This window comes from Shewanella sp. FJAT-51649, assembly GCF_019457435.1.
Classification (GTDB): domain Bacteria; phylum Pseudomonadota; class Gammaproteobacteria; order Enterobacterales; family Shewanellaceae; genus Shewanella; species Shewanella mangrovisoli.
Window position 1 is genome coordinate 1,556,905 of the sequence record NZ_CP080411.1, and the last position, 14,894, is coordinate 1,571,798.

Sequence of the window (14,894 nt, forward strand, 5' to 3'; positions counted from 1 at the left end):
TGAATTCATTGGATGACTCAAGCCAAAGGACTAGAGTAACTTGTTGAATTACCGCGGCTTACGTATGAGTTATTGTTACGTTCTTATAATAAAAGTTATATTTTACGCGCGAAATTGAATAATTTCGCTAAAATCCCACCTTATATACCCTTTAAAAGTCACTAAAGTCAATTTTGGCTTGCTAACTGGTGAGATTATCTGCAACTTAACGCAAACATCGATTAATGCTGATTTTACTAATATATGCAGCCACTGTTCAGATACCGAGCGGCAATCCTTTTGTGCCAAAAAACTGCTTCCATCCCTATTCACAACTTTGCTATGATTGCCAGCCGTGAATGGATGTCACTTAACATAGGGTAGTGAGATTAGTAAATGAAGGCATGGTACCTTTTGTACTGTAAACCTCGTAGTGAAGCGAGGGCTCAACAGAACTTAGCGCTTCAAAATTTAGAGACATACTTACCCATGGTTTCTGAAGAAAAATCTCAACGCGGGCAGAAACGGATCTGTCGCGTACCTTTATTCCCGAATTATCTGTTCATCAATTTCGACCCAAGCCAAACCAGTGTTAAGCAGGTCAACTCTACCCGTGGCGTGAGCCGTATCGTCAACTGTCAGGAAAAAATGACACCTATCGACGATCGTATTATCCACGCCATTCGCATGAAAGAAATAACGCCTTCCCAAACAGTTTTAGACACTGAAGTAGAACTAAAAACTGGGGAAAAAATTCGCTTTAAAGACGGCCCTTTTGTTGATTTAGAAGGCATTTTTCAAGAGAAATGTCCAAACAAGCGCTGTCATGTGTTGTTTAATATTATGGGACAGAGCAAAGTTGTTGCTGTTCCAGTGGATTCTGTTGTTAGGCTATAGTAGCTAAAGCCTTCTCCTTATTGATGATGGGTTATAAAGCTGTGGTTAATTTGCTTCTATTTTGACAATAGGGCCTAGTTACAAACAACTTTGTCTTAAAATTTGTTCTAAACACACCAGTATTGTGTTGCTGAATAGAAAAATAAACAAGGTAACTATTTGAGCTTGTTTATTATTTTTAGAAAAATTTGAGTGTTCGCGCCGCGAATGGGGACTTTGGAGACCGCAATCCATGGGCGGTAGCGTGCCTAAACGCTTCCGGTTGTCCTAAACTGAGCCTCATTGTTTGATTTTGTATTGCGTTTTAGTTCGTGACGATAGTTACAGGTAAGTTATCCCTATAATCTATCGAAATTGTGTGTGGCTATAACGCTTTCTTATCAACTAATTAATATTAACTTTGCGTTTCTAATGCTTGTTCATATCTTAGAGCGCAGTTGTAGTCTGTCTTTTACCAACGGAGATATCTGGTGTTACAACAAGTCAAAAAATTCATCATACTAGGTGTCAGTGCCACGATGTTAATGTGCACTCAAGCGCAAGCGCTTACTCCTTCTCCGCAAATGATAGAACAATTCAAACAACTCCCTAAGTCGGAACAAGAACGTTTAGCTCGCCAGTATGGCATTGATCCGTCAATGATTACGGGCGCCTCAGCAACTGCTACTGTTGTTGATAACCCTACAGTGGTTACGCCACGAACAGAAAATGGTAATAAAGTCATCGATCAATCAGAAGATGATAAACTTAACCAAGCAACTAAATCTGAAGCAAAGGTTGAGGCGATTGAAAGCAAAAAAGAAGACCAACTAAAGCGTTTTGGCTATGACCTCTTTGCTGGTTCACCAAGTACGTTTGCACCTGTTTCAGATGTACCAGTTCCTGCTGAATATATGATGGGCCCTGGTGATACCTTAAATGTGCAATTTTTCGGTAAAGAAAATAATCAATTCACATTGACTGTAGGCCGTGACGGTGCAGTGCAATTTCCTAATTTGGGCCCTATTTCTTTAGTCGGGCTAACCTTTGCAGAAACTCGCGAACTATTACAGCAAAAAATCAGCCAAAGCATGATTGGTATCGAATCCAATATCACCATGGGTGAATTACGCTCGATTCGGATTTTTGTCGCTGGCGATGCTTACAAGCCAGGTTCCTACACAGTGTCAAGTTTATCGACTATTACCCAAGCTCTATTTATCTCTGGCGGGGTGAACGAAATTGGCAGTTTGCGTGATATCCAATTAAAACGCTCTGGAAAAACCATTGGTCGTTTAGACTTGTATGATTTATTGCTTCGTGGTGACGCTTCAGGGGATATGCGTTTGCAATCCGGTGATGTGGTATTTGTTCCATCTACAGGTGGTACCGTCAGCGTAATTGGTGAAGTGCGTCGTCCTGCGATTTACGAGCTTAAAAATAACGAAACCATGGCCGATGTAATTAATATGGCTAGCGGGTTAAACCCTGGTGCTTATCCTAAAGCGAGCACTATTGAGCGTTATAGTCGTGATGCAGTCAAAACCGTTGTCACCGTAGACTTAACTGAAAATTCGGGCCTCAACACGCTAGCTAAAAACGGCGATTTACTTAATGTGCGTTCCGCATCAAGCCGAATTGATAATGCGATTACTGTCTCTGGTGCAGTGATACGTCCTGGTAAGTATCAATGGACAAATGGTTTAACTGTAGCCGATTTACTGCCTTCTATTTGGGGTGATCTAACCATTTCAGCAGATTTGGATTACAGTCTACTCATTCGAGAAATCAACCAACGTGGTGATATTGAGGTTGAGCGTATTAACCTTGGTCGAGCTATCGGCGAGCCAAAATCGCATTATAACCTTAAACTCAATCCTCGTGATTCAGTCATTGTATTTGACTATGCTGACCGTGAAGAGTTACTTAAGCCCATTATAAAAAAGTTAAGAGAACAAAGCCGTTTTGGTGATGCTGCAAAACTAGTAAACATCAATGGCAATGTGCGCTTTCCTGGTCAGTATCCGATAACAGTTAATGCGGATGTTAAAGAGCTACTGATCGCTGCCGGCGGGCTAGAAGAAGGTGCATATACCCTATCTGCAGAGCTGACTCGCCAACAGGTGTCTGAACAAAATGGTGTCAATGTAGAACATGTGCAACTTAGCTTAGACCGTGTTATGCAAAATGATCCGGCAGCCAATATCAAACTGCAAAGTCGTGACATTTTAACGGTACGTACACTGCCAGATTGGCAAGAAACTCGCTGGGTTACCATCAAAGGTGAAGTTAAATTTCCTGGTACTTACAGTATCCAGCGCGGCGAAACATTAAAACAAGTGCTTGCTCGTGCTGGTGGCATGACGAGTGATGCATCACCGCGCAGTGCCGTCTTTTTACGTAAATCTATTCAAGAAAAAGAACAGCAGGAGCTTTCAAAGCTTGCTGACGAATTACGCCGCGAGATTGCTGCTAAAGCGCTGACAAAAGACACGCCTACTATTGGTTATAACGATGCACAAATGATGTTAAATCAGTTGGAAAACGTTAAGACTGTTGGGCGCTTAGTTGTCGATATTAATGCTATTGAATTGGGCATCGAAAGCGCTGATTTAATGTTGGAAGATTCTGATGCCTTGTACGTTCCTGCTACAAACCAAACTGTATCAGTAATGGGGCAAGTACAACATCCAAGTACTCATCGATTTAAAACAGGACTAACTTTCGAGCAGTATCTAGCACTGTCTGGTGGAGCTCGTAAGCGTGCAGATGAATCTCGTACATACATATTAAAAGCAGATGGTTCGGTACAGATGCCGGGATCGTCAATGTGGTTTACTGGAGGCAGCACTATGGAACCTGGTGATACCATCGTCGTGCCATTAGATACCGAGTACAAAGATAATCTAACGTTGTGGACCCAAGTAACGAGTATTCTCTACAACACAGCTGTAGCAGTATCCGCAATATCGGGTATATAGAGGCCTTGGCGGCTTTTAACCTCTAGGGCGCGTTGCTTGTTATAGATGAGTAGCGCTTTAGGATTAGGAGTGGGTCGCAAGCTCCTACTTTTAGCTTTTGCTTTTATAGAGGCGTATAGCGCTTTCGTCACATACTAGAATCTGAAGAACCAATGAACACACAAATTACTCAAAATCCAAATATATACCAATCCAACGCTAGATTTCCCCAAGTACAAGAAGACGAAGTCGACCTTCGAGAGTTGTTTTCTGTTATCTGGAAAGGGAAAAGGCTCATTATTGCCATAACTACGACTTTTGCCATTGCCTCTATCGGTCTAGCGCTCTATTTACCGAATATCTATAAATCTGAAGCCCTTCTTGCACCTGCATCAGAGGAGCAAGGTGGTGGCTTAAGTGCCTTAGCCTCACAATTTGGTGGTTTAGCCAGCCTTGCAGGTCTGAATCTTAATGCTAAAGGTGGTACGGATAAAACCCAGCTTGCGATTGAAGTTTTAAAGTCTCGCCAATTTACCAGTGAATTTATTCAAAGACATAATATCCTTGCTGAGTTAATGGCTGCAAAAAAATGGGATTTAAATAATGATAAACTTATATATGATGAAGATGATTATATTGAAGAATCCAATACTTGGGTGCGTGATGTTAAACCACCAATTAAACCAGAACCTTCAATGCAGGAGGCTTATAAAGAATTTAGTAAAATTCTGTCTGTAAATTCGGATAAAGAAACAGCGATGGTAACTATATCTATATCACATTTATCTCCAAATATTGCCCAACAATGGGTCACTTGGTTAGTCCAAGATATTAACAAAGTAATGAGAGACCGTGATGTAGCTGAGGCACACCGCAGCACAGAGTTTTTAAATCAGCAAATCGCTTTAACGAATGTAGCAGATATTAAAACCGTGCTTTATAAATTGATTGAAGAACAAGCAAAGACAATTATGTTTGCTGAAGTACGTGATGAGTACGTATTTAAAACGATTGATCCAGCATTTGTACCTGAAGAAAAAGCTAAACCAAAACGAGCATTAATTTGCGTTTTGGGTGCAATGTTGGGGGGGGTGCTTGGTATGATATTGGTTCTAGTAAGGCATTTTATTAAAAAAAGATTATAATTTATTCTATAACCTTAATTATAGTGCATGAAGGGAATTAAGGAACTATATTTTGCAGTTGCTCAAAGAGTTGTTTGCAAATGCCATTCACTTTTTAACAATTCATTTTTATTTTTTCGGGGTCTTTTGTTGTGAAAATCCTTGTAACTGGTGGTGCAGGTTTTATTGGTTCAGCAGTGGTAAGATATATCATTGAAAACACCAATAACAGCGTGATTAACTTAGACAAACTGACCTATGCAGGTAATCTCGAATCACTTGAAAGCGTTGTGACAAGCGAACGTTACGCTTTCGAGCACGCAGATATATGCAATCGCGCTGAACTTAACCGTGTATTTGCTCAATATCAGCCTGATGCAGTTATGCATTTGGCGGCAGAGTCCCATGTTGACCGTTCAATTACTGGCCCAGTTGATTTTATCCAAACCAATATAGTGGGGACTTACACTTTACTCGAAGCCGCCCGTCAATATTGGAACGAGCTTGATGCTGAGCGTAAAGCTGCATTCCGGTTTCACCATATCTCAACCGATGAAGTATATGGCGATTTGCCACATCCAGATGAAGTGGCGGCAGGCTCTGAACTGCCATTATTTACCGAAACGACTCCTTATGCACCTAGCAGCCCATATTCAGCCTCTAAAGCTTCAAGCGACCATCTTGTACGTGCTTGGTTACGCACCTATGGTTTACCGACCATAGTCACGAATTGTTCCAATAACTATGGACCTTATCATTTTCCTGAGAAATTAATCCCACTGGTGATCTTAAATGCACTTGAGGGAAAAGCTTTGCCAATTTACGGCAAAGGTGACCAGATCCGCGATTGGCTATATGTCGAAGACCATGCTCGCGCACTATATAAAGTGGTTACAGAAGGTCAAATTGGTGAAACCTACAATATCGGTGGGCATAACGAGAAGCAAAATTTAGAAGTTGTTCAGACCATTTGCACTATTCTTGATGCTCTCGTCCCCAAAGCAAGTTCATATGCTGAGCAAATCACCTATGTGACTGACAGACCAGGCCATGATAGAAGATATGCAATTGATGCCTCTAAGATGAGTCGTGAGTTGAATTGGCAACCGCAAGAGACTTTTAATACAGGACTTCGTAAAACGGTTGAATGGTATCTAGCAAATCAGGAATGGTGTCAGCACGTACAAGATGGATCTTACCAGCGTGAGCGCCTTGGAATCTAACAGGATTGAATTGGTAGGCCATGATTACCGGAGTTTGTATCACTCTGGAAGGTTTTAAAAATTAACATCACGGAATTTTAAATGAAAGGCATCATTCTCGCAGGCGGCTCAGGAACACGTTTACATCCCATCACTAAAGGTGTTTCTAAGCAGCTACTCCCCATATACGATAAACCGATGATCTATTATCCATTATCTGTTCTTATGTTAGCGGGGATTAATGAGATATTGATCATCACTACACCCGAAGAACAAGATGGTTTCATCCGTTTACTTGGCGATGGTAGCCAATTTGGCATTCGTTTATCCTACGCGGTTCAGCCGTCACCAGATGGTTTAGCTCAAGCCTTTATTATTGGAGAAGAGTTTATCGGCAAGGACGACGTTTGTTTAGCCTTGGGTGATAACATCTTTTTTGGCCAAGCATTTGGTAAACAACTCAAGCATGCTGTTCAAAACCTAACTGGTGCAACTGTATTTGGTTACCAAGTGATGGACCCCGAACGTTTTGGTGTTGTTGAGTTTGACGCAGATTTTAAGGCGCTTTCAATAGAAGAAAAACCAGCTAATCCCAAATCGAATTGGGCGGTAACTGGACTTTATTTTTATAACAATTCCGTTATTAATATTGCTAAAAAGGTGAAGCCATCAGAGCGTGGAGAGTTAGAAATTACCTCGGTCAATCAAGCCTATTTAGAGCAAGGTTCGCTTAAGGTCGAGCAGTTAGGTCGTGGTTTTGCATGGTTAGATACAGGAACCCATGACTCACTGCTAGAAGCATCACAATTTGTGCAAACAGTTGAAAAAAGACAAGGTTTTAAAATTGCTTGTCTTGAAGAAATTGCCCAACTTCAGGGATGGTTGACCAAGCAACAAGTTAGAGAGACAGCGATGACACTCTCGAAAACGGGTTATGGTCAATATTTGCTCAATATCACTAAGTAGGTCAGTGTTATGAATGTCATTAAAACCAAAATACAAGATCTGCTGATTATCGAACCCAAAGTTTTCGGGGATGACAGAGGTTTTTTTTATGAAACCTTCCAAAAGCAGCGCTACAGAGAAGCAGGAATTGATGCGGAGTTCGTCCAAGATAATCGTTCACGCTCATCTAAAGGTGTGCTCAGGGGATTACACTTTCAAAAGACTAAACCCCAAGGCAAGCTGGTGACAGTTACTGACGGCGAAGTCTTCGATGTTGCAGTGGATTTTAGGCCTAATTCGCCTACATTTGGCCAGTATGAAACCATTATCCTAACCGGTAAGAACAAATTGCAATTTTATGTACCTCCTGGTTTTGCCCATGGTTTTTGTGTGTTAAGTGATACGGCAGATTTTCAGTATAAATGTACAGATTATTATGACCCAAGTGATGAAAGTGGTCTTCTTTGGAATGATGCATCACTTAATATCCAGTGGCCAATTGAGAACCCACTGTTATCAGAAAAAGACAAACTACAACCCGAGTTAGCAGCAATCAGAAATAATCTGATTAATGGATGGTAGGATTTTATGTCCCTATATACTGTATTTGGTGGTCGCGGATTTATCGGCTCAGAAATAGTAAAACAACTCAATCAATTAGGCCACAATGTTTTTGTACCTGAACGTGGTGATGAAAGCATTTATCACAAAGATCTTGGCACAATTATTTATTGTGCTGGTCATGGTGATTGCAAAAATACGCCGTTTGCAGTATTGGAGGCGAATGTAATGTTATTATCTTCACTACTGCAAAAGGCTCGTTTTGAGCGTCTGCTGTATATGTCATCAACGCGTGTATACATGAACCAAGAGGCATCTTTTGAATCGGCCGACTTGACGGTTTGTGTGGACGATAATCGCCGCCTATTTAATTTAACTAAATTAGTTGCGGAAGAACTTTGTCTTAAAAGCGCGCATAAGGTTTGTATTGTTAGGCCTAGTAATGTGTACGGAGTTGCATTAAATAGCCCACTTTTCTTGCCTGCAATAACGCGTAATGCGATTAATACCGGGCATATTGATATGTATATAGCAAAGGATTATGCCAAAGATTATGTCTCTGTTTATGATGTAGCTGAATCCTGCGTTTATATTTGTCAAAATGTTGATTTTTGCGGGCAAATATTCAATCTTGCTACAGGATTGAATATAAATGCAGATTCGATCGCTAATGTATTAATAGAGGAAACTAATTGTACCGTGTATTGGCATGCACAAAAAGGGCCCTCAGAAGTTTTTACGAAGATAGATATTTCCTTATTTAAAAGTGTAAACCCAAATTATAGTCCAAGAAATATTCTTAATGATCTAAAGAAAATGGTTGCTGACTTTAAATCCGAATTAGCAGTCAGTAGTTAATTTGAAATTTTAAAAATAATCAAAAATTTATGATATCACATTATGGGCCAGCGATTTGTTTCCTATGAAAGCTTTATTTATATCTCCAGACTTTTTTTCATATAAAAATTCTTTGATCCAAGCATTTGAATTTCTAGGGTATGAAGTTCATTGGATAAATCATATACCTAACAATAGCCCGATAGTAAAAGCATTTAGCCGAAAACTCACTAAAGTTACTGAATTTTTTTTTGAATCTTATTACAAAAACAAAATTAACTTCGATGACGATTATGATGTTGTTTTTGTCATAAAAGGAGAGGGGATTTCAGCTAATTTATTAAAGTATATAAGAAATAGAATGCCTAAAGCGAAATATATTTTTTATAATTGGGATTCACTTGATAATAGTAAGTTCGCTTTGAAAAAGTTAAGCATTTTTGACAAATGTTTTACTTTTGACTTTAATGATTCCATTTCAGAACCATTACTTACATTTCATCCATTATTCTATACGTTTGATACAACAGATGTGCTGGAGTGTGATTACAAAGAAAATATTTTTGCTTGTAGTTTTATTGGAACGCTACATTCTGAACGATATAAACTTGTAAACGAAATCGCAAAACAAGTTGGGATAAAGACAAAAACAAACAATAATTTTATTTATTTTTATTATCCAAGCAGATTTTTTTTTCTTGTCAATAAATATTTTCTAGGTAAATTTAAAGATGTGACATTTAAGAGTGTAAAGTTTGAGCCCCTAAGTTATAAGGATGTCAAAACTATCATGGCATCTTCTAACTATATAATAGATATTCCTAATACCGATCAATCAGGATTAACGATGAGGGTTTTTGAAGCACTAGGATTAAAAAGGAAATTAATAACAACAGCTTCTAGTATTGAGAATTATGACTTTTATGATGCAAACAATATAATTATTTATAAAGATATTGAGTCTGAAATTGATTTTAACTTAAGTAGTTATAATGAATTACCTAAGGAAATTTATGATAAATACAATGTTATTAGCTGGCTAGAGTTTATGTTGAAAAATGAAAATTAAAATATTACAACAATCACTCTCATTACTCTTCGCTACATTGCTACCCAAGCTTGTGTTTTTTTTGCTTAATGTATTTCTTGCTAGATACTTATCTGTCCAAAACTATGGTCAATATGCGTTAGTTAGAAGTACAATAAATATGCTTGATAATAGTATAAGCTCGTCGATGTATCCACTTGTAATAAAAGAGGTTTCTAGTAGTAGTCAAGAGGAAAAACAAAAGGTTGTATCAAATGTGTTTTTTATTATTTTGATATTTTTTTTGATAGTTTGTTTTTTTCTATATTTGAATGCATCTAAAATATCTCTTTATTTGATAGGTGAAGTAAATCCTGATATAATAATTGTTTCAATATTTTTATTGTTTTTTACTATCCTAAATGGATACTTAACTTCTATACTAGTTTCGTATGAAAAGCTAAAAATTATCACAAGAATATCATTAATTTCTGCCTCTTTGACTTGTATTTTAATATTTCTCATTTGGACAATTGGTGGGGATGTTTCAATAACAATAGGTTTGTCAATCTTGTTATTTTTTGCCTTTATCGATTCTATCTCTAAATTTTTATATTTATTTAGAATGAAAGCACTAATGGTGTTTAAATCATTTTGTATTTGGTTTGATATCTCTTTTGTTGCGCGTTTTGTACTGGCTTCTATACCAATGATTTTAGCATCATTTGTTAATGCATGGGTTTTTTGGTTTATTAGGAAATTAGAGTCTGTAACGGAAGGTGGTTTTGAGATTGTTGCTTATTTTGATGTTTCTTTTCAGTATATTCTAATTAGTATGTTGTTTTTGAATAGTTTGTCAACAATTATTCTTTCTAAAATGTCCAGCTTATCCAGTGTCAATAAGAATAATAAATATCCCAGTGGCAACTATCTGTTTATAGCATTTAGCTTTTCATTTGCAATTTCTATTGTTTCAATAATCATTATACATATGTTCTCAACTTATTTAATGCAACTTTTTGGTACTGGTTATGATGCTGAGCATTTGGACTTGCTTTCATTTGTTCTCATATTTTATGGTTTTGCTTTAATATTTAATCGTATGTGCGTTTCTTTAGGGAAAAACTGGATTCTTCTTATTGTTTCGCTTATTTCTGGGATTGGCATGATTTTTTATTATACAAAAAATCGGGAGTTAAACCAACTAGCAATATTCGATAGTTTTATTGCGTATTATCTGGTTTCATGTTTAGTGTTCATTTTTTTTGCTATTTATTACTATTATAGAGGTGATAATGAAAAGGCTCTTAGAAATATATAAAAACAATGGTTTTTTTTTATCTTTTTTTAAAATCTACTACAGGTTTTCTTTGCAAATTCTAGATCTGATAACAACCTACATGTATTCAAGGATCTGCAAACAATTTGGGGCTGGTGTGATTATCCAGTATGGAGTGAAAATTGAACAACCACGAAATGTATCAATAGGTAATAATGTGTTTATTGGTAGAGGAACAATTATTCAAAGTGAAACCAGTACTGGGGAACTTGTTCTAGAGGATTCAGTGCATATCGGAAATGACTGCCATATAGATCATTCAGGTAACGTGACAATAGGTGAAAAAGCGCTATTGTCAGAGTCCGTGTTTATCTATAGTCATTCACACGGATATTTGCCGAGAAGTAAGCCATTACCTATCGATAAGTACATTTCAAAATCAGTATGGATTGGTGCTCGAGCTACCATTCTCGAATCCGCCACAATAATTTCTGAGAAAAACATAATTGCAGCACATTCAGTTGTTGTTAAAAGTATTCTTGACAAGAACGTTATTTGTGCGGGAGTGCCTGCAAAAGAAGTAAAAAAATATGCTGATTAATTTATATATTTTTTGCTTTTTTTTATTTATTATATTGATGTTTATTATTGTTAATATCAATAAGTCAAGATCTATTTTCGATCTTAATAATTTTTTCCTTCTTTTTTGCTTGGCTGAAATCCCATATTTATTTTATTTAAACAATAATCAATCCATAATTCATAATTATGTTAAGAAACATCTTGTAGATTATGAACTTGTTTTCAGTCAACATATTATCCTCAAGGTAATATTTATTGCTGTTGCTTTATTTGCAATGACACTGATTTCAATTAGATTACCTAAGATTGAAAAAGCATGCAGTATTGAGCAATATAGTTATAGGGACATACGTTTTTTTTCTGTGATACTAGTGTTTTTAACGGCTGGAATTTATGCCGTTTTTTTGTATAAGGTTGGAGGTTTGCTTTACTTGTTATTGAACTTGAGTAATAAAACTCTTGTTGTTCAAGGTACCGCAATGTTTAGAAATGGATTTTTTGTTACGTCATTTTTATCAGTAGGCTTTTTTATTCATTATTGTTCAATTAAGCTTAGTTTAGGAAAGTGTATAAAGTATGATAAATTTATACTATTTTTTTTGTTGATAATTTTTTTTATAATGCTAGCTTCTTTTGGAGAGCGAAAAAATCCAATTCTTTTACTTATCTATTCAATAGTTTCATGGAACTTCAGTGTTTCAAAAGTTAAACTTTTGACGTTGAAGAATATTTTGTTATTTTCTGGACTACTATTTTTTGCCGCATTAGCTCCTGTACTCAGGAAACATAATGCAACCGAATATTATTTATCAAATCCCATTGAATTATTAATGGATGCATTACCTTATATCGGAGAAGTTTTTAAAAGGTTTAGTGAAATAGATATATCATTATTTATATTTAGCTATTTCCAAGGTGTTGATCAATTTTGGTTTGGTGCAACCTTTATTGATTTTCTCACAGGTTTCATTCCTAGCAGCTTTTATCCTGATAAACCGCCATTAGATGAGGGAGTATATATATATGCTCTTGCACATTTTAATAATGTGACACCTCCAGTCCCGTTTCACTCTATGGCACCTGTTGGGTGGCCCCTAAGTAGGGTTACTGCTGGCTATGTTCATTTTGGAGTAATAGGTGTTGCTGTTAGTGCTTTTATAGTAGGAGTGATATTGCGTTTAGTAAGTAATATATATCGTTTTTCAAATTGTAGCCCTTACGCCGGATTCTTTTATTGTACGCTTATTGTTACTGGATTCGGGTTAACTAATGCTTTTGTTTTTAATAATTTGATATATCTTTTTATTATATTTTCAATGATGTTCTTAACTTTTATTATTTCTGGTGTGAATAAATGATGCTAATTAACTTCTCCAATCAGATTGCTGCAGGACCAAAAAATATATCAAAAAACTTTATCGAGCAATGCCTAATACATAAAGCTAATGAGAGATTTTTTTTTATAATTCCTGATATAGATGATTTCTCTATGTATAATGATACTCATAGTATTAAATTTTTGAGAGTTAATAGGATTGCTAATTATTTCGGTGGAGCTGGTGTTGCAATTTTTGTCAACCTATTTCTGATTCCGAAACTTTTGAAAGAATATGAATTTAGAACAATTCTAGCATTTGGGAACTTCCTGCTGCCAAAGTTTAGTGGAACTAAAGTTGTCCTTCTGCATCATCCTTATATTGTTGACGATGAGCTATTTAATAGTGTGTCTAAATTGAAAAAGTTGTCAGAAACAATAAAGCGTTTAGCTTTTCGTTATACGGTTAAGAATGTTTCAAAGATAGTTGTCCAGAGTACTTACATGAAGAATGCCTTTGTCAAACATTATCCTCATGAGGCTTGTAAAGTTGAAATTATTCATAATCCAATTAGTAGCGCATTCATTGGGGCTTTTAGTGGGAGGGAAGCAAATTATAGGAAGAATGATACATTCAAGTTGATTTATGTTAGTCGATTTTACCCACACAAAAATCATTCATTTTTAATCGATGTTGCGCGAGAATTAAGTAATAGGAAGGCGAATGTTACAATATCGGTGACGCTTGATTTGAATATCTTAGGAGTAAAAGATTTTTTAAACACTGTAGAGAAAGAAAATTTGCCAATCATCAATATATTTGAATTGCCACAAGCTGAATTGGTTAGACATTATTCTGAACATAATGCAGTGATTTTTCCTTCAGAATCAGAAACATTTGGTAATCCATTGGTTGAGGCGCTTTTTTTTGGTTTGCCTGCTGTTGTTCCTAGAAAATTATATACTGAATCTATTCTTGGTGATTGTGGTGTTTATTATGAGTCAAATGATATTGATTCATGCATTCAATCAATATTAAAAATACAGAACAATCGTGATTTGTATTTATCTTATTCTGCAATGTCTCTTGCGCATTCTTCTTTATATCCAAATCCTAAGACTTGGTTTGATTGTTATTATTCATTACTAGACGGAAATTTTCATGAGCAACGATAGCTATCAATCCAATAATTTGGATCTTCTTAGACTAGTACTTGCTAGTTCTGTAGTAATCTTACATATGTCGCATTTGACTGCTTTGCCTGAAATAATAGAAATTGCAAACGCTGTTGATTGGCTTTCATCTCGTGCTGTAACTAGTTTTTTTATTGTTAGTGGGTTTCTTATTGCATTAAGCTTCGAGCGTTCTAAAAATTTAAAGAGTTATTTTATTAACAGGATTTTAAGATTGTATCCTGCATATTTATTCCTAATTGTTTTTTGTGCTTGTCTACTCTTTTTTGTGTCCGAAGTTTCTTTTAATGATTATTTCAGATCTGATTTTATTCGATATATTTTTTATAATTTATTCTTTTTGAACTTCGTTCAGCCTACACTGCCAGGTGTCTTTAGTAATAATATTATTCCTATAGTGAATGGTTCATTATGGACATTAAAAATTGAAGTTTTATTTTATCTATTTTTACCTGTTTTATATTATTTTATTAAGGGTAAAAGCAACCGATGGATTTCAGTTTTTTTTATTTTCTTATATGTGGCTTCATTTGCCTATACTGAATTATTGATTTTTTTATCAGATAAATTTGATAAACAATCATTAATAGTTTTGTCTCATCAATTACCTGGGCAATTGGCCTATTTTGTATCCGGAATTGCTGCTTATAAATTTATTGACAAGGTGCGGAAATATTATTGCGCTTTATTTATTTTAACTTTAATTTGTTTTGGCCTAAATGTTAGCTTCTTAGAACCTCTGGCGCAAATGACAGTTATCTGTTTCCTTTTTATTTTTACGAAAAAACTATTCGATTATAGCCGTATTGGTGATATTTCATATGGTGTTTATATATTTCATTTTCCTATTATTCAGCTTTTTGTATACTTCAACCTTAATGATTACATCGGTCCCTATTTATTTGTAGTAGCTGTTTATTTTACTGTTTATTTTATTTCATATTTATCTTGGTGGTTTGTTGAAAAGCCATCCTTATCTTTAAAATATAAGTTTTCTAAACTGACGTGATTTT

At 35.9% G+C, this 14,894-nt stretch carries 13 protein-coding genes; all 13 read left to right on the forward strand.

Annotated features, from left to right (window positions below; genetic code table 11):
- Nucleotides 1-375 precede the first annotated feature (375 nt).
- Complete coding sequence (gene rfaH / locus K0H59_RS07095) at nucleotides 376-876, forward strand: transcription/translation regulatory transformer protein RfaH (RefSeq protein WP_220055069.1); 501 nt, start codon at nucleotides 376-378, stop codon at nucleotides 874-876.
- 470 nt (nucleotides 877-1,346) lie between these two features.
- A complete protein-coding gene (locus K0H59_RS07100) occupies nucleotides 1,347-3,836 on the forward strand; it encodes an SLBB domain-containing protein (protein ID WP_220055070.1) in 2,490 nt (829 codons plus the stop codon).
- A 152-nt stretch (nucleotides 3,837-3,988) separates the two neighbouring features.
- Entirely contained in the window at nucleotides 3,989-4,960 is a 972-nt protein-coding gene (locus K0H59_RS07105) for a Wzz/FepE/Etk N-terminal domain-containing protein (RefSeq protein ID WP_220055071.1), read from the forward strand.
- Between the two features lie 131 nt (nucleotides 4,961-5,091).
- Nucleotides 5,092-6,162, forward strand: coding sequence for a dTDP-glucose 4,6-dehydratase (rfbB, locus tag K0H59_RS07110; RefSeq protein WP_220055072.1), 1,071 nt, complete (start codon nucleotides 5,092-5,094; stop codon nucleotides 6,160-6,162).
- A gap of 81 nt (nucleotides 6,163-6,243) precedes the next feature.
- On the forward strand, nucleotides 6,244-7,107 hold the full coding sequence (gene rfbA, locus K0H59_RS07115; RefSeq protein WP_220055073.1) for a glucose-1-phosphate thymidylyltransferase RfbA: 864 nt from the start codon (nucleotides 6,244-6,246) through the stop codon (nucleotides 7,105-7,107).
- A gap of 9 nt (nucleotides 7,108-7,116) precedes the next feature.
- Nucleotides 7,117-7,668, forward strand: a complete 552-nt coding sequence (gene rfbC / locus K0H59_RS07120; RefSeq protein WP_220055074.1) for a dTDP-4-dehydrorhamnose 3,5-epimerase — start codon at nucleotides 7,117-7,119, stop codon at nucleotides 7,666-7,668.
- Between the two features lie 6 nt (nucleotides 7,669-7,674).
- The gene (locus K0H59_RS07125) at nucleotides 7,675-8,505 is read left to right on the forward strand and encodes an NAD(P)-dependent oxidoreductase (protein WP_220055075.1); all 831 of its coding nucleotides are present in this window, start codon (nucleotides 7,675-7,677) and stop codon (nucleotides 8,503-8,505) included.
- 64 nt (nucleotides 8,506-8,569) lie between these two features.
- Nucleotides 8,570-9,553, forward strand: a complete 984-nt coding sequence (locus K0H59_RS07130) for a hypothetical protein (protein ID WP_220055076.1) — start codon at nucleotides 8,570-8,572, stop codon at nucleotides 9,551-9,553.
- Nucleotides 9,543-10,832 (forward strand): oligosaccharide flippase family protein, encoded by a 1,290-nt coding sequence (locus K0H59_RS07135; RefSeq protein ID WP_220055077.1) that lies wholly within the window; start codon nucleotides 9,543-9,545, stop codon nucleotides 10,830-10,832. Before K0H59_RS07130 ends, K0H59_RS07135 begins: the two co-directional genes overlap by 11 nt.
- The gene (locus K0H59_RS07140) at nucleotides 10,807-11,391 is read left to right on the forward strand and encodes an acyltransferase (RefSeq protein ID WP_220055078.1); all 585 of its coding nucleotides are present in this window, start codon (nucleotides 10,807-10,809) and stop codon (nucleotides 11,389-11,391) included. Before K0H59_RS07135 ends, K0H59_RS07140 begins: the two co-directional genes overlap by 26 nt.
- Nucleotides 11,381-12,730 carry a hypothetical protein gene (locus tag K0H59_RS07145; RefSeq protein WP_220055079.1) on the forward strand — a complete coding sequence of 450 codons (1,350 nt, stop codon included), beginning with the start codon at nucleotides 11,381-11,383 and terminating at the stop codon, nucleotides 12,728-12,730. The genes K0H59_RS07140 and K0H59_RS07145 overlap by 11 nt, the downstream gene beginning before the upstream one ends.
- Complete coding sequence (locus tag K0H59_RS07150; protein WP_220055080.1) at nucleotides 12,727-13,863, forward strand: glycosyltransferase family 4 protein; 1,137 nt, start codon at nucleotides 12,727-12,729, stop codon at nucleotides 13,861-13,863. The genes K0H59_RS07145 and K0H59_RS07150 overlap by 4 nt, the downstream gene beginning before the upstream one ends.
- Nucleotides 13,850-14,890, forward strand: coding sequence for an acyltransferase (locus K0H59_RS07155; RefSeq protein WP_220055081.1), 1,041 nt, complete (start codon nucleotides 13,850-13,852; stop codon nucleotides 14,888-14,890). The genes K0H59_RS07150 and K0H59_RS07155 overlap by 14 nt, the downstream gene beginning before the upstream one ends.
- Nucleotides 14,891-14,894: the final 4 nt, after the last annotated feature.